The organism is Streptomyces sp. NPDC096176, from assembly GCF_044763255.1.
Lineage (GTDB): Bacteria > Actinomycetota > Actinomycetes > Streptomycetales > Streptomycetaceae > Streptomyces.
Window position 1 is genome coordinate 432,020 of record NZ_JBIWFV010000001.1, and the last position, 20,685, is coordinate 452,704.

General features: G+C 71.1%; 23 protein-coding genes. 12 read left to right on the forward strand and 11 right to left on the reverse strand.

Annotated elements, in window-relative coordinates; translation table 11 throughout:
* Positions 1 to 67: 67 nt before the first annotated feature.
* On the forward strand, positions 68 to 1,609 hold the full coding sequence (gene hutH, locus ACIQ7Q_RS02115) for a histidine ammonia-lyase (protein WP_403856391.1): 1,542 nt from the start codon (positions 68 to 70) through the stop codon (positions 1,607 to 1,609).
* A 95-nt stretch (positions 1,610 to 1,704) separates the two neighbouring features.
* Here hutH and ACIQ7Q_RS02120 read toward each other — a convergent pair whose 3' ends face one another.
* Complete coding sequence (locus tag ACIQ7Q_RS02120) at positions 1,705 to 1,995, reverse strand: hypothetical protein (RefSeq protein WP_403855305.1); 291 nt, start codon at positions 1,993 to 1,995, stop codon at positions 1,705 to 1,707.
* Between the two features lie 107 nt (positions 1,996 to 2,102).
* Between ACIQ7Q_RS02120 and ACIQ7Q_RS02125 the strand changes: the two genes are divergently transcribed.
* The 3 genes from ACIQ7Q_RS02125 to ACIQ7Q_RS02135 all read left to right on the forward strand — a co-directional run bounded on the left by ACIQ7Q_RS02125 (position 2,103) and on the right by ACIQ7Q_RS02135 (position 5,275).
* Positions 2,103 to 2,486, forward strand: coding sequence for a hypothetical protein (locus ACIQ7Q_RS02125; RefSeq protein WP_403855307.1), 384 nt, complete (start codon positions 2,103 to 2,105; stop codon positions 2,484 to 2,486).
* 337 nt (positions 2,487 to 2,823) lie between these two features.
* Positions 2,824 to 4,092: an Ig-like domain-containing protein gene (locus ACIQ7Q_RS02130; protein WP_403855309.1), complete on the forward strand. Its 1,269-nt coding sequence runs from the start codon at positions 2,824 to 2,826 to the stop codon at positions 4,090 to 4,092.
* Positions 4,093 to 4,282: 190 nt separating this feature from the next.
* The gene (locus ACIQ7Q_RS02135; RefSeq protein WP_403855311.1) at positions 4,283 to 5,275 is read left to right on the forward strand and encodes a GNAT family N-acetyltransferase; all 993 of its coding nucleotides are present in this window, start codon (positions 4,283 to 4,285) and stop codon (positions 5,273 to 5,275) included.
* Between the two features lie 3 nt (positions 5,276 to 5,278).
* Here ACIQ7Q_RS02135 and ACIQ7Q_RS02140 read toward each other — a convergent pair whose 3' ends face one another.
* On the reverse strand, positions 5,279 to 6,142 hold the full coding sequence (locus tag ACIQ7Q_RS02140; protein WP_403855313.1) for a helix-turn-helix transcriptional regulator: 864 nt from the start codon (positions 6,140 to 6,142) through the stop codon (positions 5,279 to 5,281).
* A gap of 128 nt (positions 6,143 to 6,270) precedes the next feature.
* Here ACIQ7Q_RS02140 and ACIQ7Q_RS02145 point away from each other — a divergent pair, with 128 nt between their 5' ends.
* The 3 genes from ACIQ7Q_RS02145 to ACIQ7Q_RS02155 all read left to right on the forward strand — a co-directional run bounded on the left by ACIQ7Q_RS02145 (position 6,271) and on the right by ACIQ7Q_RS02155 (position 8,306).
* Complete coding sequence (locus ACIQ7Q_RS02145; protein ID WP_403855315.1) at positions 6,271 to 7,314, forward strand: NAD(P)-dependent alcohol dehydrogenase; 1,044 nt, start codon at positions 6,271 to 6,273, stop codon at positions 7,312 to 7,314.
* Between the two features lie 102 nt (positions 7,315 to 7,416).
* Complete coding sequence (locus ACIQ7Q_RS02150; RefSeq protein ID WP_403855317.1) at positions 7,417 to 7,782, forward strand: DUF1330 domain-containing protein; 366 nt, start codon at positions 7,417 to 7,419, stop codon at positions 7,780 to 7,782.
* A gap of 107 nt (positions 7,783 to 7,889) precedes the next feature.
* Positions 7,890 to 8,306, forward strand: a complete 417-nt coding sequence (locus ACIQ7Q_RS02155; RefSeq protein WP_403855319.1) for a helix-turn-helix domain-containing protein — start codon at positions 7,890 to 7,892, stop codon at positions 8,304 to 8,306.
* Positions 8,307 to 8,375: 69 nt separating this feature from the next.
* Here ACIQ7Q_RS02155 and ACIQ7Q_RS02160 read toward each other — a convergent pair whose 3' ends face one another.
* From ACIQ7Q_RS02160 to abc-f, 3 genes are all read right to left on the reverse strand, one after another.
* Positions 8,376 to 8,972: a ClpP family protease gene (locus ACIQ7Q_RS02160; protein WP_403855321.1), complete on the reverse strand. Its 597-nt coding sequence runs from the start codon at positions 8,970 to 8,972 to the stop codon at positions 8,376 to 8,378.
* 1 nt (position 8,973) lies between these two features.
* A complete protein-coding gene (locus ACIQ7Q_RS02165; RefSeq protein ID WP_403855323.1) occupies positions 8,974 to 9,615 on the reverse strand; it encodes an ATP-dependent Clp protease proteolytic subunit in 642 nt (213 codons plus the stop codon).
* 140 nt (positions 9,616 to 9,755) lie between these two features.
* Positions 9,756 to 11,393 (reverse strand): ribosomal protection-like ABC-F family protein, encoded by a 1,638-nt coding sequence (gene abc-f, locus ACIQ7Q_RS02170; protein WP_403855325.1) that lies wholly within the window; start codon positions 11,391 to 11,393, stop codon positions 9,756 to 9,758.
* Positions 11,394 to 11,653: 260 nt separating this feature from the next.
* On the opposite strand from abc-f, the gene ACIQ7Q_RS02175 reads away from it, so the two are divergent.
* Positions 11,654 to 12,274 (forward strand): RBBP9/YdeN family alpha/beta hydrolase, encoded by a 621-nt coding sequence (locus ACIQ7Q_RS02175; RefSeq protein WP_403855327.1) that lies wholly within the window; start codon positions 11,654 to 11,656, stop codon positions 12,272 to 12,274.
* 95 nt (positions 12,275 to 12,369) lie between these two features.
* Here the strand turns inward: ACIQ7Q_RS02175 and msrA are convergent, their stop codons facing one another.
* Together msrA and ACIQ7Q_RS02185 are read right to left on the reverse strand one after the other, a co-directional pair.
* A complete protein-coding gene (msrA, locus tag ACIQ7Q_RS02180) occupies positions 12,370 to 13,032 on the reverse strand; it encodes a peptide-methionine (S)-S-oxide reductase MsrA (RefSeq protein ID WP_403855329.1) in 663 nt (220 codons plus the stop codon).
* Between the two features lie 82 nt (positions 13,033 to 13,114).
* The gene (locus tag ACIQ7Q_RS02185) at positions 13,115 to 14,218 is read right to left on the reverse strand and encodes a hypothetical protein (protein WP_403855331.1); all 1,104 of its coding nucleotides are present in this window, start codon (positions 14,216 to 14,218) and stop codon (positions 13,115 to 13,117) included.
* Positions 14,219 to 14,288: 70 nt separating this feature from the next.
* Here ACIQ7Q_RS02185 and ACIQ7Q_RS02190 point away from each other — a divergent pair, with 70 nt between their 5' ends.
* Positions 14,289 to 15,443, forward strand: a complete 1,155-nt coding sequence (locus ACIQ7Q_RS02190) for a cystathionine gamma-synthase (protein ID WP_403855333.1) — start codon at positions 14,289 to 14,291, stop codon at positions 15,441 to 15,443.
* 112 nt (positions 15,444 to 15,555) lie between these two features.
* Here the strand turns inward: ACIQ7Q_RS02190 and ACIQ7Q_RS02195 are convergent, their stop codons facing one another.
* From ACIQ7Q_RS02195 to ACIQ7Q_RS02210, 4 genes are all read right to left on the reverse strand, one after another.
* On the reverse strand, positions 15,556 to 15,747 hold the full coding sequence (locus ACIQ7Q_RS02195; protein ID WP_403855335.1) for a DUF1059 domain-containing protein: 192 nt from the start codon (positions 15,745 to 15,747) through the stop codon (positions 15,556 to 15,558).
* Positions 15,748 to 15,839: 92 nt separating this feature from the next.
* Positions 15,840 to 16,091, reverse strand: coding sequence for a hypothetical protein (locus ACIQ7Q_RS02200; RefSeq protein ID WP_403855337.1), 252 nt, complete (start codon positions 16,089 to 16,091; stop codon positions 15,840 to 15,842).
* A gap of 73 nt (positions 16,092 to 16,164) precedes the next feature.
* On the reverse strand, positions 16,165 to 16,638 hold the full coding sequence (locus ACIQ7Q_RS02205; protein ID WP_403855339.1) for a sigma factor-like helix-turn-helix DNA-binding protein: 474 nt from the start codon (positions 16,636 to 16,638) through the stop codon (positions 16,165 to 16,167).
* A 32-nt stretch (positions 16,639 to 16,670) separates the two neighbouring features.
* Positions 16,671 to 17,222: a MarR family winged helix-turn-helix transcriptional regulator gene (locus ACIQ7Q_RS02210; RefSeq protein ID WP_403855341.1), complete on the reverse strand. Its 552-nt coding sequence runs from the start codon at positions 17,220 to 17,222 to the stop codon at positions 16,671 to 16,673.
* Between the two features lie 155 nt (positions 17,223 to 17,377).
* Between ACIQ7Q_RS02210 and ilvA the strand changes: the two genes are divergently transcribed.
* The 3 genes from ilvA to ACIQ7Q_RS02225 all read left to right on the forward strand — a co-directional run bounded on the left by ilvA (position 17,378) and on the right by ACIQ7Q_RS02225 (position 20,668).
* The gene (gene ilvA / locus ACIQ7Q_RS02215; RefSeq protein ID WP_403855343.1) at positions 17,378 to 18,607 is read left to right on the forward strand and encodes a threonine ammonia-lyase; all 1,230 of its coding nucleotides are present in this window, start codon (positions 17,378 to 17,380) and stop codon (positions 18,605 to 18,607) included.
* Between the two features lie 190 nt (positions 18,608 to 18,797).
* Positions 18,798 to 19,814, forward strand: coding sequence for an ATP-binding cassette domain-containing protein (locus ACIQ7Q_RS02220; protein ID WP_403855345.1), 1,017 nt, complete (start codon positions 18,798 to 18,800; stop codon positions 19,812 to 19,814).
* Complete coding sequence (locus ACIQ7Q_RS02225; RefSeq protein ID WP_403855347.1) at positions 19,811 to 20,668, forward strand: ABC transporter permease; 858 nt, start codon at positions 19,811 to 19,813, stop codon at positions 20,666 to 20,668. Before ACIQ7Q_RS02220 ends, ACIQ7Q_RS02225 begins: the two co-directional genes overlap by 4 nt.
* The last annotated feature ends 17 nt before the right edge of the window (positions 20,669 to 20,685 follow it).

Here is a 20,685-nt window from a genome sequence, read left to right on the forward strand (position 1 = left end):
TAAGGGGTCGACCCGGACTCCAGTGGTGACAGGTTTGGATTCAGTCCGTACGCTGCTGAATATGGATATGCAAACTGTCGTGGTGGGGACGTCCGGTACCACCGCCGACGACGTCGTCGCCGTGGCCCGCCGCGGAGCCCGTGTCGAGCTCTCCGCCGAGGCCGTCGCCGCCCTCGCCGCGGCCCGCGGGATCGTGGACGCGCTGGCCGCCAAGCCCGAGCCCGTCTACGGCGTCTCCACCGGATTCGGCGCCCTCGCCTCCCGTCACATCAGCCCCGAGCTCCGCGCCCAGCTTCAGCGCAACATCGTGCGCTCGCATGCCGCCGGCATGGGCCCGCACGTCGAGCGCGAGGTCGTGCGCGCGCTGATGTTCCTGCGCCTGAAGACCGTGTGCTCCGGCCGCACCGGCGTACGCCCCGAGGTCGCGCAGACCATGGCGGACGTGCTGAACGCGGGCATCACGCCCGTCGTCCACGAGTACGGCTCCCTCGGCTGCTCCGGGGACCTCGCCCCGCTGTCCCACTGCGCTCTCACGCTCATGGGCGAGGGCGACGCCGAGGGCCCCGACGGCACCGTGCGCCCCGCCGGCGAGCTGCTCGCCGAGCACGGCATCGCACCCGTCGAACTCCGCGAGAAGGAGGGCCTCGCGCTCCTCAACGGCACCGACGGCATGCTCGGCATGCTGGTCATGGCCCTCGCCGACCTCGAGCGCCTCTACACGTCGGCCGACATCACCGCGGCCCTGTCCCTGGAGGCCCTGCTCGGCACCGAGAAGGTCCTCGCCCCCGAGCTGCACACCATCCGCCCCCACCCCGGCCAGGCCGCGTCCGCCGCGAACATGCTCGCCGTCCTCAAGGACTCCGGGCTCACCGGCCACTTCCAGGAGGAGGAGGCGCCCCGCGTCCAGGACGCCTACTCGGTGCGCTGCGCCCCGCAGGTCGCGGGTGCCGGACGCGACACCATGGCGCACGCCCGCCTGGTCGCCGAACGCGAGCTCGCCTCGGCCGTCGACAACCCGGTCGTGCTTCCCGACGGTCGAGTGGAGTCCAACGGCAACTTCCACGGCGCGCCCGTCGCCTACGTCCTGGACTTCCTCGCGATCGCCGCCGCGGACCTCGCCTCCATCACCGAGCGCCGCACCGACCGGCTCCTCGACAAGAACCGCAGCCACGGCCTGCCGCCCTTCCTCGCCGACGACGCCGGCGTCGACTCGGGCCTGATGATCGCCCAGTACACGCAGGCAGCCCTCGTCAGCGAGATGAAGCGCCTCGCCGTCCCCGCCTCCACGGACTCCATCCCGTCCTCCGCCATGCAGGAGGATCACGTGTCGATGGGCTGGTCGGCTGCCCGCAAGCTGCGCACCGCCGTCGACAACCTGACCCGCGTCGTCGCCGTGGAGCTGTACGCGGCGACCCGCGCGATCGAGCTGCGCCGCCACCTCACCCCGGCCCCCGCCTCGCGGGCCGCGATCGAGGCGCTGCGCGCCGCGGGTGTGCGGGGCCCGGGGGAGGACCGTTTCCTCGCGCCCGACCTGGCGGCCGCGGACGCGTTCGTCCGGGGCGGGAAGCTCGTCGCGGCCGTGGAGCCGGTGACCGGTCCGCTGGCCTGACCCCGTAACGCCGAGGCCGCCTCCGCCGAGACGGCGGGGGCGGCCGGCCGCGTTCAGGAGCCTCGGAGGGCGGCGGACCGCTGTGCTCCGAGGACTCAGACGGCGGCCGGCGAGTGCCTGCGCATCGAGTACGCGACGAGGCCCGCCCCGATCCCCAGGAAAGTGGTGCCGCCGATCACGTACGGGGTGGTGTCCACGCTGCCTGTGCGGGCGAGGAGTAGTTCCTGCTCGCCCGCCGTCTGCGGCGCGGCGGCGGAAGTGATGCTTCCGGACTGCTGCGCGGCCTGTCTCTCGGCGGTCGCGTTCGCCGAGGGAACGAACCACAGCGCACACAGCAGCGTCCCTGCGGCAGTGGCGGTGAGCAGCGGTCGACGTGCGACGGACACGGAGTCGATCCTCCTTGAGGCATCCTCGAATTGGCCGGTGGGCTGATGCTAGTGAAAGCAGCGGGTCGCGGGAAAGCCACAGCCTCGGGGGCCCTACGCTCCGTCGTATGACCACTTCTGAGACATCACGCTATGTGCGGCTACGAGTTGAATTGGTGCTCGAGGTCGACGACTCCGGGGCCCTGACCGGCGCGGCCCTGGAGAAGATCGCGGAGGACGAGCAGATGCCCGACGAGGAGCGCGCCCACGCGCGCTCCGCGGTCCGGGAGGACGACGCGGAGGCCCTCGCCTACCTCGTGGACCCGTTCGACCTGGTCGGCGAGGTGCCGGGGATCGAACTCGCGCAGGCGTCGTGGAGCAGCGAGGAGATCGACTACGACCCCGATTCCGAGGAGTGGGACCTGGGTGACGAGGACGACGACGACGGTTACGACGGGGGTCCGGACGGTTACCCGCTGCTGGACGCGGACGACGACGGCCGCAACCCGTAGGCCCGCGCGGCGGATCATGGCCGAACGGGTCCGGTCGGGAGATGTGCCAGGCTTCGGCTCCGGATCGTCGGGCAGGCGAACCGGGAGCCGGGCGTAACCGTGCGGACGTGAGAAGGACGACAATTGCCACTGGGAAACCGGTCTGCGGGTACTGCAACCGACGAGGGCGCGGCAGCGTCGATCAGTTCGGGACGCGGCGCGTCCGGCGAGCGGTCTCTCCGCCGTCCGGACAGACCGCGTTCGAGTGAGTGTTGTTCCCCACATCTTGCACCGATGTGGAACCGGATGACCTGAAATGGGGGTTGTCCATAGTGGTTGATCAGGTGTCTCGGCAACGATGGAGAAGCGTGTGATGACGGACAGCAAGCGGCGCAGTGGCCTGAAGGTCGCGTCCGCCGTGCTCGGGGGCGTGCTGGCCCTGTCTGCCTGCAGCGGCGGGGACGACGAGGCATCGGCCGCTTCGGACAAGTCGAAGACGTCACAGGCTCAGATCGACGAGGCGGCGGCCAAGGAAGTCTCCAAGGCGCGAATAGTGATTTCGCCGAAGAACGGCGCCACCAACGCGAGCATCAACAACGCCGCCAGAGTCACAGTCAGCGACGGCACGCTGACCGAGGTCGCGATGACGACCGCCGACGGCACGGCCGTCGCCGGCACACTCGCCGCCGACGGCAAGAGCTGGAAGCCGGACGGTCAGCTCGAGCGCTCGACCACGTACAAGATCTCCGCCACGGCGAAGGACGCGGCGGGTCTCGAGGCGCACGAGAACACGTCGTTCACGACCGTCTCGCCGGACAACAGCTTCATCGGCAACTTCACGCCGGAGGACGGCTCCACCGTCGGCGTCGGCATGCCGGTCTCGATCAACTTCAACAAGGCGATCACCGACCGCAAGGCCGTCCAGTCGGCCATCACCGTGTCCTCCAGCACCGGCCAGGAGGTCGTCGGGCACTGGTTCAACGGCCAGCGCCTGGACTTCCGCCCGGACCAGTACTGGACCGAGGGCTCGACCGTCACCCTGAAGCTCGAGCTCGACGGGGTCGAGGGCGCCGAGGGCGTCTACGGCGTGCAGCAGAAGACGGTCACGTTCAAGATCGGCCGCAACCAGGTGTCGACCGTCGACGTCGCCAAGAAGACGATGACGGTCACTCAGGACGGCAAGGTCGTCAAGACCATCCCGATCTCGGCCGGTTCGCCGGAGAACCCGACGTACAACGGTCAGATGGTGATCTCCGAGAAGTTCAAGGAGACCCGGATGAACGGCGCGACGGTCGGCTTCACCGACGACGACGGCAAGGGCGAGTACGACATCAAGGACGTCCCGCACGCCATGCGGCTGTCCACGTCGGGCACGTTCATCCACGGCAACTACTGGGGACCCGACTCGGTCTTCGGCGGTGCCAACACCAGCCACGGCTGTGTCGGTCTGAACGACGTCAAGGGCGCCGGCGACCCGAACCAGCCCGCCGCCTGGTTCTACAACAACTCGATCGTCGGCGACGTGGTGGTCGTCAAGAACTCCAAGGACACCACCGTCAAGCCGGACAACGGCCTGAACGGCTGGAACCTGGACTGGGCACAGTGGAAGGCCGGCTCCGCCGCCTGATACACCCCCAACCGCTCGCACGACCGCCACAGGGGCGGCACCCTCTCAAGGGGTGCCGCCCCTTCGGTGTCACCTCCCGGGCCTGGTCCCGGTCCCTGGCGGACGCGGGCCTGGCCGCGCCCCGAGCCGCCGGGCCCGTCGCTCCGGGAATTCGACTGCTGTGGACATGCCGGGGGCGTACCGTCCCGGCATGACGATCACCAGTCTTCCCGCATCGCCCTCCGACTCCGCCGTCGACGCCTGGCACGCCGTCGTTCGGGCCGCGCACCTCGTGGACCTGCCCGGGCATGTGCCCCCGCCCGGCCGGGTCGAGACCGAGGGCAAGCTGCGCATGTCCTCCGTCGACGCCCGGTCCGTCCATGTGGCGTCCGTGGCCGCGGACGGGTCGTACGACGGTGTGGCCTCGCTGGTGCTGTTCACCGACCGGAGCAACCAGCACACCGGTTTCCTCGACCAGTTGGCCGTGCACCCGCGGGCCCGGCGGCATGGTGTCGGGACGCGGCTCTGGGACGCCATATGCGACGAACTCGTCGCGGGCGGACGGACGTCCGTCTCCACCGCGGTAGAACTCGGCGGCCCTGGCGAGGCGTTCGCCACCGGCCTCGGGCTCTCGAACGCACTGTCGTTGGCCTGGTACGTGCAGAACATCCAAGACGCGCTCGCCGCCCAGCCGGTGCAGCCGGCGCTCCCCGACGGGTACGCCTACGCCCACTGGACCGGCGTCGTGCCCGACGCGCTCGCCGACGGGTTCGCAGAGGCCCACAACGCCATGCAGGACGCGCCCCTCGGAGACGTCGACCAGGGCGTCCGGCCGTGGGACGCGGCCAGAGTGCGGCAGGCCGCCCAGGTGGTCGAGGGCCGCGGCGGGGTCATCCTCTCCTCCGCCGTCGTGCACACCACGTCCGGCGCCGACAGCGTCGCCGCGTACACCGAGCTGGTGCTGCGCGACCCGTCCGACGCACGGGCCATGCAGTACGACACGGCCGTCGTTCCGGCCCACCGCGGCCACGGGCTCGGCAGGGCGGTCAAGCGCCACATGATGGGCGTCGTGGCCGCGGCGCACCCCGGCGTACGGGAGGTGGCCACAACGGTCGCCGACGAGAACGGCCCCATGCTGGCCGTCAACGAACAACTCGGCTACCGGCGCGAGCGCGCCATCGGCTACTTCCAGACCACGCTCTGAGCCTCACACCGCGCCGGCGTTCGCCACCTCGTCCACGCCCCAGCCCGCAAGCAGCCGCAGCGACTCCTCGGACCGCGAACCGGGCTCGGCGTGGTAGGTGACCAGGGACAGATCATGGTCGTCGGCCAGTTTCAGCGTCTCGTACGCCAGCGTCATCTCGCCGACCAGCGGATGGTGGAGCCGCTTCGTGCCGTGCCCCTTCTCCTGCACGGTATGGGCGGCCCACAGTGACCGGAACTCCTCGCTCTTGACCGACAGTTCGCCCACCAGTGCCGACAACTGGGGGTCGTCCGGATAGCAGCCGGCGCACAGCCGCAGCACGCTCACCACCTCGACCGCCTTGGACTGCCAGTCGAGGTAGAGGTCGCGCGCGCCCGGGTCGAGGAAGACGATCCGTGCCATGTTGCGCTCCTCCGGCGCCATCGTGGCGAAGTCGCCGAGCAGCGCGCGGGCCATCCGGTTCCACGCCAGGATCTCCAGCCGGCGGCCCAGGAGGTACGCGGGCACGGTGTCCATGGAGTCGATCAGATGCTGCAGCCCCGGCCGCACCTTCAGCTGCCGGTTCGGCGAATGCCGCTTCTTCTTCGCCTTCGGATTCGCCAGATGCGTCAGGTGCGAACGCTCGGTGTCCGACAGGCGCAGGGCGCGGGAGATCGAGTCCAGCACCTCGGTGGACACGTTCTGGCCGTTTCCCTGCTCGAGGCGCGTGTAGTACGCGACGGAGACCCCGGCCAGCTGTGCCAGCTCCTCGCGGCGCAGCCCCGGCACCCGGCGGTGGCGGCCGAAGTCGGGAAGCCCGACGTCCTCCGGCTTGAGCCGGGCCCGCCGGGACCGGAGAAATTCACTGAGCTCCGCACGCTGGTCCATACAGTCAATTATTCAACGCTCCCGGCCGGCGCCCGAGCGCCCGCCTGACCCTGCCAGTAGTAGGCACAGCAGACGTACGCACAACAGAGGGCTGGGTGGCTTGCCGGGACTCGGACAGACTCGACGCCATGACCACGAACGTTTCCGCATACGCCGCTCCCGCCGCCGACGCTCCGCTGGAGCGGACCACCGTTTCGCGTCGCGCCGTCGGCGAGCACGACGTACTCATCGAGATCAAGTTCGCCGGCATCTGCCACTCCGACATCCACCAGGCCCGGGACGGCTGGGGAGAGGGCATCTTCCCGATGGTGCCCGGCCACGAGATCGCCGGTGTCGTCACCGAGGTGGGCACGGGGGTCACCACGTACAAGGCCGGCGACCGGGTCGGCGTCGGCTGCTTCGTCGACTCCTGCCGCCAGTGCGAGTACTGCCGGCAGGGGCTGGAGCAGTACTGCACCCAGGGCATGACCGGCACCTACAACGCCCTGGACAAGAACGGGCAGCCCACCTACGGCGGCTACTCCACGCACATCGTCGTCGACGAGAACTACACCGTCCGCATCCCCGACGGCCTCGCCCTCGACGAGGCCGCGCCGCTCCTGTGCGCCGGCATCACCCTCTACTCGCCGCTCACCCACTGGAAGGCCGGCCCCGGCAAGAACGTCGCCGTCGTCGGGCTCGGTGGCCTCGGCCACATGGGCGTGAAGATCGCGCACGCGCTCGGCGCCGAGGTGACGGTGCTCAGCCAGAGCCTGCGCAAGCAGGAGGACGGCCTGAGGCTCGGCGCCGACCACTACTACGCCACCAGCGACCCGGAGACCTTCGAGAAGCTGGCCGGCACCTTCGACCTGATCGTCTCGACGGTCTCGGCGCCCCTGGACTTCGGCGCCTACCTGGGCCTGCTGAAGACGGACGGCGCGCTCGTCAACGTCGGCGCACCCGAGGAGCCGATCTCCCTCAACCTGTTCTCGGTCATCAGCGGCCGCAAGACCCTCGCCGGCTCCATGATCGGCGGGATCGCCGAGACCCAGGAGATGCTCGACTTCTGCGCCGAGCACGGGCTGGGCGCGGAGATCGAACTGATCCGGGCCGACCAGATCAACGAGGCCTACGAGCGGGTGCTGGCGAGCGACGTCCGCTACCGGTTCGTCATCGACACGGCCACCATCTGAGCCGGGCGGCGCCCGTCGACTACCTCCGAGGTAATCGACGGGTGCCCGCTCTCCGGGCAGCATCGGGACCACATCACGAACCGCTGTTCCCGGGAGGACGCCATGACCGCGTACGCCGTCGCCAACCTGCGGCCCGCCGAACACCTGGACGACGAGGTCTTCGACTACATGGAGCGCATCCAGGCGACGCTCGACCCCTTCGGGGGCCGTTTCCTCGTCCACGGGGCGACCCTCGAAGTGATCGAGGGCCAGGGGCCGGACGCCCTGGTCGTCATCGCCTTCCCCGCACTGGGCGACGCCCGCGACTGGTACGCGTCCGAGGCCTATCAGGAGCTGGTACCGCTGCGGACCCGCCACATGGCCGGCGATGTCGTCCTCGTCGACGGCGTCGCGCCCGGCTACGACCCCGCCGTCACGGCGGCCCGGATGAGGGAGGCGCAGGCGGCTGCGGCCGCCGCCGGGCGCTGAGGCGGTGGCCCCGTCTCCACCGCCGGCGCCCCCGGGCCGCGGCGATTTCGCCCCCGGCGCAACACCGCCTGCTCGCAAGGTGGTTGTGACGCTCCTAGGCTGAGGGGGTGAGCAGCCACGAGACGAACCGCGCCCGTGTCATCCCTCTACGCCCGGCTTCGGCCGCTGACCCGGCCGCCCCGGCGACTCCCGCCCCGGCATCCCCCACCCCCGTGAGGGAACCCCTGTGGCGGGACATCGTCGGCGGCGTCCTGCGGCGTGAGCGGCTCGCGCAGGAGCGCACCCTCAAGGACGTGGCAGACGCCGCGCGGATCTCCGTCCCGTACCTCTCCGAGCTCGAGCGCGGCCGCAAGGAGGCCTCCTCCGAGATCCTCGCGGCCGCCGCGCACGCGCTGGGGTTCGGGCTCGCGGATCTCCTCGCCCTCTCCCACCGCGAACTCGTACGCCCCGTCCGGTCCACCACCGCCCGGCTCGGCCGGACCGCAGGGGCCACACGGCAGGGCGACGTGCGCCTCGCCGCGTGAGACGACGGCCGGCCGTGCACCGGCCGGCCGTCATGTCTGGCGGCGGCTGGGCATCTTGTCCGTCGGCCGTCATGTCTGGCGGCGGCTGAGCACCTCGTCCGCCAGCCCGTACGCCACCGCTTCGTGCGCCGTGAAGACCTTGTCGCGGTCCATGTCGGCGCGCAGGGCGGCCACGTCGTGGTGCGTGTGCCGGGACAGCACCTCCTCCACCTGGGAGCGGATGCGGAGCATCTCCTTGGCCTGGAGGCTGAGGTCGGAGACCGTGCCCCGCCTGCCACCGCTCGCGGGCTGCCCCATCAGCACCCGCGCGTGCTCCAGGACGTACCGCCGGCCCGCGTCGCCGCCGGCCAGGAGCACAGCGGCGGTCGAGGCCGCCTGCCCGACGCAGAAGGTGGAGATGGGCGCACGGATGAAGGTCATCGTGTCGTAGATCGCCATCAGCGAAGTGAACGAGCCGCCGGGCGAGTTGATGTAGATCGCGATCTCGGTGTCCGGGCTCGACGACTCCAGGTGGAGCAGCTGCGCGATGACGACGTTCGCGACGCCGTCGTCGATCTCCGTGCCGATGAAGATGATCCGCTCCGACAGCAGCCGGCTGAACACGTCGTAGGACCGCTCGCCCTGCGCCGTGCGTTCGACGACGTTCGGGATCGTGTACTGGCCCATGTCAGCCCCCCAGGCCGATACGCCGCCGGGACCCGGCGGGCCGGACGTCCTCGAGCGACTCGACGACGTGGTCGACCATGCCGTACTCCTTCGCCTGCTCCGCCGTGAACCACCGGTCGCGGTCGCCGTCGCGCGAGATCGTCTCCTCGGACTGACCGGTGTGCTCCGCCGTGATCCTTTCGATCGCCTTCTTCGTGAACTCGAGGTTCTCGGCCTGGATCGCGATGTCGGCCGCGGTCCCGCCGATGCCGGCCGACGGCTGGTGCATCATGATCCGCGCGTTCGGCAGCGCGAAACGCTTTCCGGCCGTGCCGACGGTGAGCAGGAACTGCCCCATGCTCGCGGCGAACCCCATGGCGAGCGTCGACACGTCGTTGGGGATCAGCCGCATCGTGTCGTAGATCGCCAGCCCCGCGGTCACCGACCCGCCCGGGCTGTTGACGTAGAGGCTGATGTCGGTCCGCGGGTCCTCCGCCGACAGCAGAAGCAACTGCGCGCAGACCCGGTTCGCGGACACCTCGTCGACCTGCGTACCGAGGAACACGATCCGCTGCGTCAGCAGCTGCGCGGCCAGATGATCGTCGAACCGCGACGGGGGTGTGTCCTCGTCGGCGGCTCGTGGATACGGGGCAAGGGCTGACATCGGGCCTCCTTGGGTGGTCCGCGGCGGTGATCGCCGCGGTCCTCCCACTGTCGGCCCGTACATGGCGCCATGTCAGAAACCTCTGCCCGCAGCAGATTCGCTGCGAGCAGAGGCCCCGGCTTCCGTGTCGTTTCCCCAGGTCAGACCCGGCACGCCGACGCGGCACGGCCGACACGCAGCTCCAGCCGCTCGCCGGTGAACGCACAGCGGAACCGCCGGTCGTGCGAGACCGCGACCACGGCGCCCTCGTACGCGGCCAGCGCCTCCTCCAACTCCTCCATCAGCGCGGGCGCCATGTGGTTCGTCGGCTCGTCGAGGACGAGCAGGTCGGCCGGGGACGACAGCAGCCGGGCCAGCTCGAGACGCCGCTGCTGCCCCACGGACAGATCCGGGACCGGCACGGCCAGGTCCTCCTCGCGGAACAGGCCGAGACCGAGCAGCTCGTCGGCGTAATCCTCCGGCGGCCCGCCGCGACCCGCCGCGTACGCCGACAGCAACGGCCGACGCGGCGGCGACGCCGGCAGCTCCTGCGCCAGATAGCCGATGCGCACCCGCTCCTGATGGTGCACCGTGCCCTCGTCCGGGCGCAGATCCCGCGCCAGGACACGCAACAGGGTCGTCTTGCCCGCCCCGTTCGGGCCGGTCACCAGCAGCCGCTGTCCCGACTCCACCCGCAGACCGCACAGCCGCAGCCGGTCGCCGACGGTGATGCCCGTGAGCTCGGCGAGCAGCCCCGAGCGGCCCGAAGTGACCGGCCGTGCCGTGAACCGCAGCGGCGGTACCGGTGCGGCCACCGGCTCCCGCTCGAGCCGTTCGAGTCGCTGCCGCGCCGCCCGGACACGGCCCGACAACTTCGCCTCGTGCGACCGCCGGTGCTTGCCGAAGCCCTGGCGCGGGTCCTTGCCCGTCGCCGCGAGACGCTGCCCCGACGCGGCGACGAGCTCCCGCGTACGGGCCAGTTCGTCCAGCCACTCCTCGTGGTCCTGCTCCCTGCGCCGGCGGGCGGCGGCCTTCGCCGCCAGGTAGCCGGCCCAGCCGTCGCCATGGCGACGCACGGTACGGGTGTCGCGGTCCACTTCGAGGATGGTGGTGGCGACGCGTTCCAGGAACGCCCGGTCGTGGGTGACCGCCACCACCGTGCCGCGATGCCCGCGCAGGTGCTCCTCCAGCCACTCGGTGGCCTGCCGGTCCAGATGGTTGGTCGGCTCGTCGAGCAGCAGCAGCTCCGGCGAGGGGGCCAGTACGCACGCCAGCGCCAGCCGCGACTGCTCCCCGCCGGAGAGCGTACGAAGCCGCCGGACGCGCGCGATCCGGGCGATGCCCAGCCCGTGCAGCGCGGCGTCGACCCGGGCGTCGGCCTCGTAACCGCCGCGTTCCTCGAAGGCGGTGAGCAACTCCCCGTACGCGGCGAGCTCCTCCTCACCGGCCTCGCCCAGGCGGGCCTCCGCCTGGCGCATCCGGCGCTCGATGTCGCGCAGCCCTGCGAGCGCGGCGTCGACGACGTCCTGCACGGTGTGCTCGGGGCCGAGCCCGAACGTCCCGGTGACCGTCTGGGCGAGATGCCCGGTGCCACCGGGCGCGCTGACGGTGATCTCACCGGCGTCGGGACTTTCGCCCCCGGCGAGCAGCCGCAGCAGCGTCGACTTGCCGGCCCCGTTCTCACCGATGACACCGGCCCGCTCACCGGGCCGGACGGTCAGCGACACCTGATCGAGGACAACACGGCCCTCGTACGCCTTGGAGACGTCCTTCATGGTCAATTGGGCGCGTTCGCGCATGGTTCTTTCCCTGGGATGACAGCCCCGCGCACGGCACGGCGGCGACGTGCAGCGCCGGGGCATGCCGGAAGCGGAGCAGGGTTTCTGCCGGACGGGCGGAGAGAGGGGACGTCAGCGGAGTCCTACGACTCGCACGCTGCGTCCGCGCCCGGAATCAGAGAAAGAAGTAGTGCTTGTGGGAACCCATGCGCCCAGTGTGCCACGGGGACCGGGGCCGCAACGAGTGGAACTCGGCGGGTGCGAGGCCCGAAGATCGCGCCATGACCTCGACTGCTGCCTCGGCTTCCGCCCGGCCTGCGAGTTCCTTCCTCATCCTGCACGGCTGGCAGAACCGCCGGCCGAAGCCGCACCGGCAGCACAGGCCGGCGGACGAACTGACGGCCCGTGGCCATGCGGTGACCTGCCCGCAACTCCCGGAGCCGGACGGCCCGGACCGCGGGACATGGCTCGACCGGCTCCACACCCTGCTCGGCGCCGAACCGGAGGCCGGCGGCCCGGAGCGGGTCGTCATCTGCCACAGTCTCGCCGTCCTGCTGTGGCTGCACGCCGCGGCAGGCGGGGGCGTGCGCGCCGACCGGGTCCTGCTGGTCGCACCGCCGTCCACCGAAGTGATCGCCGGATACCAGGAGGTTGCGGGCTTCGCGCAGCTCAAGGTCACCGGCCCCCAGGCGCGGGCCGCTGCGGCGCGGACACGGCTGGTGGCCGGGGACGACGACCCCTACTGTCCCGGCGGCGCGGACCTGCACTACGGCCGGCCGCTCGGCCTCGACACCGACACGATCACGGGCGGCGCCCACCTCGACCTCGACGCGGGCTATGGGCCGTGGCCGTCGGTGCTCGCCTGGTGCCTCGACCCCGCCGAGCGGATCGTCGCCCGGTAGTGGCGTCAGGCTGCGGGGGACGTTCGGAGCCGTGCCCGACGCCGTCGGGCACGGCAGTCGGGCCCGCCACAGCGCCTCCAGCAGCGGCGGTGCGCTTACCCGTCGGCCTTTGCGACGCCGATCGGGCAGGAGACCCCCGTCCCGCCGATGCCGCAGTAGCCCGCCGGGTTCTTGTCGAGGTACTGCTGGTGGTATGCCTCGGCCGGATAGAACGGGCGGCCCTCAGCCGGGAGGATCTCGGTCGTGATCGTGCCGTAGCCCGAGCCCGTCAGGACCTTTTGGTAGGCGTCGCGGGACGACTTGGCGGCCGCGGCCTGGGCCGGGGAGTGGGTGTGGATCGCGGAGCGGTACTGGGTGCCGACGTCGTTGCCCTGGCGGAAGCCCTGTGTCGGGTTGTGGGACTCCCAGAACAGCTTCAGCAGGTCTTCGTACGACACGACCGACGGGTCGAAGACGACGCGGACCGCCTCCGTGTGGCCCGTCATGCCCGAGCAGGCCTCTTCGTACGTGGGGTTCTCCGTGTAGCCGCCCTGGTAGCCGACCAGGGTCGTCCACACGCCCCGGGTCTGCCAGAACTTGCGCTCGGCGCCCCAGAAGCAGCCCAGCGCGAAGTCCGCGGTCTCCAGGTGCTCGGGGTAGGGCCCCAGCAGGGGGTTGCCGAGGACGGTGTGGCGGTCGGGGACGGTGAAGGACGGGTCGGGGCGGCCCTTGAGGGCCTGCTCGGGGGTGGGCAGCACGGGCGTACGGCCGAAGAGCATGGCTGGTTCTCCTTCACGGTGACGGCACAGGCAAGAACGTCCCGATGCCGTCATGCATTCCGCCGGTCCGAAGCGGCGCCTGCTACCGCAGCAGTGTCGCCGGGCTGCCGCCGTTCGCCTCGTAACCGGCGACTGCCAGGGCCCGGTAGACCGTGTACGCGGCCGCCGGGTCGGGCTCCGTCGTCCACGGCAGCGCGCCGACGTGCCCGTCGACCTGCACCAGCTGGTGCATCGCCTCCGCCCACCGCTCGGAGTTCACGAGGAAGACGACGAGCAGGTGGCGTACGTGCGCGAGCATCGGGTCGTCGGGGCGGGCGGAGTGCACCGCGAACAGCGCGCCCTCCATGGCCTTGGTGACCACCGCGCTCTGGTAGAAGGAGCGCACGAGGTTCACCTCCGGCAGGTGCTCGTAGACCGCGAAGAGCGGGAGGGCGGCGAGCAGGGAGCCGTGCGGGGCGCGGGCCGCGGTGGTCGTGGCGAAGTGGTCCGCCTCCTCGCGCGAGCCGTGCCACTTCTCGCACAGGTAGTGCAGCGCGGCCAGGTGGGCGCCCATGTGGTCGGGGGCCCGGTCGATCACCTTCGCCCACAGCTGGTCGAACTGCTCGTGGCTGTCGCCCAGTCCGCGGGCGACGGCCAGCTCGACGATGTACGGCACGGGGTCGCCGGGAGCGAGGAGCGCTGCCTCGCCGCAGACGGTGCGGGCCTCCTCCAGGATGATCCGGAAGTCGTCCGCGCCCACGGTCGACGTACGCCAGGCCTGCTGCACCAGGAACTCGGCGTGCACCTGCGCCGCGCCCGCGTCCTTCGGGGCCTGGTAGCGCCAGTTGCGCAGCCACGCGCCGCCGACGCCGGGCTGCTGCTGCAGCTCGAGGGACGCGGCGCCGGCGAAGGCCTGGACGCGCTGCCAGCGCTGCTCGCTCTCCTTCGGGGTCCCGGCGAGCAGCTGCGACGCGGCCTTCCAGTCCTGGGTGCGCTGGACGACCTCCAGTACGTCGAGGAGGTCCTGGTCCGGGCCGGGCATCCGGACGTCCAGCAGCTCCTGGCGTACAAAGCCGTAGGTGTCCGGGTCCGCGGCGTCGGGCGAGCCGGGCTCGGCGAGCCGGATGCCGTTGCGGCGGCGCAGCATTGCGGGGCCGATGATCGCGACGAGCATGCACAGTGCGATCAGGAACCAGAGAATCTCCATGTGCCCATTGTCCCGGATGCGGGCGGGGACCGGCCACGCCCGGTCGGGGACGGGACTACGCTCGGGCCTCATGAGCGACCAGCACAGCTTTCACAGCTTCGAGACCCGCGCCATCCATGCGGGCAACACGGCGGATCCGCTGACCGGCGCGGTCGTCCCGCCCATCTACCAGGTGTCCACGTACAAGCAGGACGGCGTCGGCGGCCTGCGCGGCGGTTACGAGTACAGCCGCAGCGCCAACCCCACGCGCACCGCGCTCGAGGAGAATCTCGCCGCCATCGAGGGCGGCCGGCGCGGTCTCGCCTTCGCGTCCGGGCTCGCGGCCGAGGACTGCCTGCTGCGGACGCTGCTGTCCCCCGGGGCGCACGTGGTGATCCCGAACGACGCCTACGGCGGCACCTTCCGGCTCTTCGCCAAGGTGGTCGAGCGCTGGGGCGTGGACTTCTCCGTCGCGGACACGTCCGACCCCGCCTCGGTGCGGGCGTCGGTCACGGACCGCACGAAGGTGATCTGGGTCGAGACGCCGTCGAACCCGCTGCTCGGCATCACCGACATCGCGGCCGTCGCGGACATCGCGCGCTCGGCGGGCGCGAAGCTCGTCGTCGACAACACGTTCGCCAGCCCTTACCTGCAGCAGCCGATCGCGCTCGGCGCGGACGTCGTCGTGCACTCGCTGACCAAGTACATGGGTGGGCACTCGGATGTCGTCGGCGGTGCGCTGATCGCCGCCGACGCCGACCTCGGCGAGGAACTGGCGTACCACCAGAACGCGATGGGCGCGGTCGCGGGGCCGTTCGACGCGTGGCTCGTGCTGCGCGGCATCAAGACGCTGCCTGTCCGCATGGACCGGCACAGTGAGAACGCGACGCGCGTCGCCGACATGCTCACCCGGCACCCGAAGGTCACGCAGGTCCTCTACCCGGGGCTGCCCGAGCACCCGGGTCACGAGATCGCGGCCAAGCAGATGCGTGCCTTCGGCGGCATGGTCTCCTTCCGGGTCGAGGGCGGCGAGCAGGCGGCGGTGGAGGTCTGCAACCGCGCCAAGCTGTTCACGCTGGGGGAGTCCCTGGGCGGTGTGGAGTCGCTGATCGAGCACCCGGGCCGGATGACACACGCGTCCGTCGTGGGCTCCGCGCTCGAGGTCCCCGGCGACCTGGTCCGTCTGTCGGTGGGCATCGAGGCGGCCGACGACCTGTTGGCCGACCTGCAGCAGGCGCTGGGCTGACACGGTCCTGACGTGCCGCAGGCCCCCGTCCTCCTTGGCGGGGGCCTGCGGCACGTCGCGGGTCTGCGGAAGCCGTGGGCCGGAGGGAGCGGGAGTGCGTTCCGGCGCTCGCTCAGACGCCGACCTTCTCGTCCTTCAGGGACTCGCGGATCATCTGCCGCAGCTCGGGGCCGTCGGTGTGTCCGTGGATGGAGACGGCGTGCTCCGCTGCCGCCCGTACGACCTCGTCCTCCTCACCGCTGATGGTGAGGGTGCAGCCGGAGACGCTCGGGGTGTCGCGGCAGTCGACTACTTTCCTGGTCATGGGGCCTCCTAGGCTCGTTCCACACGCCGCTCATCTCAGGATAGATCCGGACGAAGAGGGTGAACCAGTCCGGGCGTGTGGCTCCCCGGGTGCTACCAGCCCTCCAGGGGCGGGGTCGTGTCCGACGGAGGCACCGTCCATGGCTCGGTGACCGTCGCCCAGGCCGTGAAGGCGATCATCGCCGCGACAAGCAGCACAAGCCACACCCTGCGCAGGGTGCGCCTGCGGCGCAGCAGTCGTGCGCCCTGGTCGGCGGCGAGCCGGCCGAGGCCGGCGGGGACTGCGGGGTGCGGGCCGTCCATCATCCGGCGGACCTCGTCCTCCTTGCGCTCGGGCCCGTTCATGACGCGACCTCGTCCTCCTTGCGCCCGGGCCCGTTCACGACGTGACCCTCGTCGTCCGCGTTCCCGGGCCCGTTCACGACGCGATCCGCAGGACGGGACGGTGCGCTGTGCGCGGGGCGCCGCGCATGGTGGCGACCGCGCGGCTGCAGATGGCCCGCACCCGGTCCGCCGGCAGTCCGATGACCGCCGCCGTCTGCTCCTCCGCGACGCCCTCGTGCAGACGCAGCACGAGGATCAGCCGCTCCTGCGGGGTGAGGCGGTCCAGCACCCCACCCCGCACCCGGTGATAACGCCAGGCGCTGCGCGCGAAGCGGACGGCGAGCTCCTGGCGGGTGCGGTTGTACGGGTCCTCGCCGCGCAGCCGGTCCCAGCGCGCGTACGTGCGGGCCAGCGAGGCGGTCAGCAGCCGTTGTGCGAGGGGGTTGGCGGCCGGGGGCTCAGCCGTCAGCAGCGTCGCGACGTGCAGCAGGCGGCTCGCCGCGCCCGCCACGAAGGCATCGAACTCACGGGCGCGGCGGCGGTCCACGGCCGAATTCCGCTCGCTCACGTCCTCATATAGGGCCCGGAGGCGGGCTCAGGTCAAGAGGTTGGCGTGGTCTCCGTGTCCGAGGCGGGCAGGCCCGCCTGGCGGGCGGAGAGTGCCGAGTTGAAACGTGTGAGCAGGGTGCAGAAGGCTTCGCGCTCGCTCTCCGTCCAGCCCTCCGTGACCTGCGCCATGAGCTCGCGCCGCGAGTCGCGGACTTCCTGGAGCCGGGCCTGGCCGCGGGGGGACAGCTGGAGCACGACCGCGCGGCCGTCCTCCGGGTGCGAGGTGCGTTTGACCAGTCCGGTGTCGACGAGCGGCGCCACCTGCCGGGTCACGGTCGAGGAGTCGATGCCCATCGAGGCGGCCAGCGCCTTGACGCCCATCGGGCCTTCGATGTCGAGGCGGTTGAGCAGCAGGTACGCGGCACGGTCCATCGAGTTGCGGACTTGGCCGACTCCGCCGAGCCGGGTCTGCTCCGCGCGGCGGGCGAACAGGGCCACCTGGTGCTGGAGGGCATCGAGGAGACCGGGGCCGCCGGGCGGTTCGGAGGTGGGGTTCCCCCGAGAGGCAGACGCAGTGGTCGTCATGTCCTGAGAAGTGGGCATGGCTGCGGGGGCTCTCTTGTGCGGTGGTCGGTTGGTGGGGGACAGAGTACGCGGCCCCGGGCCCCCACGTACCTGCGCTGCACGATCCGCTTCCGCTCCTGGCCCGGGATGCGGACGCCACCGCTTCTCATGGGCCGAACTGCGAGACTTGCGGCATGAGCTTCCGTGCGCCCGAGATCCTTCGCTCCGTGATCCTCGACGACATCCGGGGGGCGCAGAAGATGCTGTCCGGCGTCGCCAGAGTCACGGCGATGGAGGGCAGCAGGCACCTGTCGCAGCTGGTCGGGGCGCCCGTCCACCTCAAGTGCGAGAACCTGCAGCGCACCGGCTCCTTCAAGCTGCGCGGGGCGTACGTGCGGATCGCCGGGCTGCGGCCGGAGGAGCGGGCGGCGGGCGTCGTCGCCGCGTCCGCGGGTAACCACGCGCAGGGCGTGGCGCTGGCGTCGTCACTGCTGGGCGTGCACTCCACGGTCTTCATGCCGGTCGGCGCCCCGCTGCCGAAGGTCGCGGCGACCAGGGAGTACGGCGCCGACGTGCGGCTGCACGGGCAGGTGGTCGACGAGACACTGGCCGCCGCGCGGGAGTACGCGGACGAGACGGGCGCCGTCCTCATCCACCCCTTCGACCACCCGGACATCGTCGCCGGGCAGGGCACGGTGGGCCTGGAGATCCTCGAGCAGTGCCCGGAGGTGCGGACGATCGTCGTGGGGATCGGGGGCGGCGGTCTTGCGGCCGGTATCGCTGTCGCGGTGAAGGCGCTGCGTCCCGACGTGAAGGTGATCGGCGTGCAGGCGGAGGGCGCCGCCGCGTATCCGCCGTCGCTCGCGGCGGGGCGTCCGGTCTCCATCCGGGAGCCGTCGACGATGGCGGACGGCATCAAGGTGGGGCGCCCGGGCGATGTGCCCTTCAAAATCATTGGCGATCTTGTCGACGATGTCCGTACGGTCTCCGAGGACGCGCTCTCCAGCGCGCTGCTGCTGTGTCTCGAGCGGGCGAAGATGGTCGTCGAGCCTGCGGGGGCGAGCTCGGTGGCCGCGCTGATGAGCGATCCGAAGTTCTTCGAGGGCCCGGTTGTCGCCCTCCTGACGGGCGGCAATGTGGATCCGCTGCTGATGCAGCGCATCCTGCGGCACGGCATGGCCGCGGCGGGCAGGTATCTGTCCCTGAGGCTGCGTCTGACCGACCGGCCCGGGGCTCTCGCCGGACTTCTCAGTGCGTTGTCAGTGGCGGATGCCAATGTTCTCGACGTGAGCCATGTACGCACCGACCCACGGCTGGGGCTGACGGAGGCGGAGGTGGAGCTGCATCTGGAGACGAAGGGCCCCGAGCACTGCGAGGAGGTCGCGGCGACGCTGCGCGCCGCGGGTTACACGGTCATGGGCTAGCCGGCCCGGCCCCTCGACGTGCACGTATCGCGATACCCGCGCGCACGGTGACGCGACATACTTGAGAAACGCGATGTATCGCGTTACGGTTTGAGGTCTTGCCATGCTCCCGCCAAAGGTGGGATCGCCGGCGAACCGAGTCCTGCTGCGCGGACGCACCCCATCCACTTTTCACCTTGGGAGAACCCCTATGCCAGGCGCCATCTACGCCGAAGGTCTCGTGAAGACCTTCGGCGATGTAAGGGCACTGGACGGCGTCGACCTCGACGTCCCCGAAGGCACGGTCCTGGGACTTCTCGGCCCCAACGGCGCCGGCAAGACCACGACCGTGCGTGTACTGACCACTCTGCTCCAGCCCGACAGCGGCTCCGCCGTCGTCGCCGGCATCGATGTCCTCAAGCACCCCAACGAGGTGCGCAGGTCCATCGGCCTCTCCGGCCAGTTCGCCGCCGTCGACGAGTACCTGACCGGCCGGGAGAACCTCCAGATGGTCGGGCAGCTCTACCAGATGAGCGCCAGGGACGCGAAGGCTCGGGCGGTCCAACTGCTCGAGCGCTTCAATCTCGCCGACGCCGCAGACCGCCCCGCCAAGACGTACTCCGGCGGTATGCGGCGCCGGCTCGACCTGGCCGCGGCGCTGGTCGTCTCCCCGCCCGTGATGTTCATGGACGAGCCGACCACCGGACTCGACCCGCGCAACCGCCAGCAGCTGTGGGAGGTCATCCAGGAGCTCGTCGGCGGCGGTACGACACTGCTGCTGACGACGCAGTACCTGGAGGAGGCGGACCACCTCGCCGACAACATCTGCGTTGTCGACCACGGCAAGGTCATCGCCCGCGGCACCTCCGACCAGCTCAAGGCCCGCACCGGCGGCGAGCGCGTCGAGGTCGTGGTGCACGAGCGGGAGCAGATCCTCCCCGCCCGCGAGGTGCTCGCCTCCTATGGCAAGGGCGAGGTCGCCGTCGCCGAGCACACCCGCAAGCTCACCGTCCCGGTCACCGGCGGCGCCAAGCTGCTCGCCGAGGTCATCCGCGACCTCGACACCCGCGGCGTGGAGATCGACGACATCGGCCTGCGCCGCCCCACCCTCGACGACGTCTTCATCTCGCTCACCGGGCACGCGGCGGAGGTCGCGGACGCGGAAGCGGACACCGACGGGCAGGGCGACCGGTCCGGCCGCAAGTCCAGGAAGGAGGGCGCGAAGTGAGCGCCACCACAGAAGCCGCGCCGATCACGGCGCCCCGCCCCAAGGGCGGCATCGGGCAGTCGGTCGGTGACTCACTGGTCGTGGCCAAGCGCAACCTGATCAGGATGGCGCGCATCCCGGAGATGATCATTTTCGGGCTTTTCCAGCCGATCATGTTCGTGGTGCTCTTCACCTACGTCTTCGGCGGCTCCATCCAGGTCGGCGGCTCCATCTCGCCCCAGGACTACCGCGAGTTCCTGATGGCGGGCATCTTCGCCCAGACCGTCACCTTCGCCACCGCGGGCGCGGGGGCCGGCATCGCCGACGACATGCACAAGGGCCTCATCGACCGCTTCCGCTCGCTGCCCATGGCGCGCGGCGCGGTCCTCACCGGCCGCACCCTCGCCGACCTCGTGCAGACGGCGTTCACGCTCGTCGTGCTCGCTGTCGTCGCACTGATCCTCGGCTGGCGGGTCCACGAGAACATCGGCAAGGTGCTGCTCGGCTTCCTGCTGCTGCTCTTCCTCGGGTACGCGTTCTCCTGGATCGGCGCACTGATCGGCCTCTCGGTCCGCACGCCCGAGGCCGCCACCTCCGGCGGACTGATCTGGCTGTTCCCGCTGACGTTCATCTCGAACGCCTTCGTGGACGCCAACAACATGCCGGGCTTCCTGCGGACCATCGCCGAGTGGAACCCGTTCAGCGCGACCGTGCAGGCATGCCGTGAGCTGTTCGGCAACCTGCCGCCCGGCTTCAAGGCGCCCGACGCCTGGCCCATGCAGCACCCGGTGCTGGCCTCGGCGCTCTGGTCGCTGCTGATCCTGGCGGTGTTCCGCACGCTGGCGGTCCGCAAGTACCGCTCCGCCGCCGCCTGACCGGCGCCACGAGCACG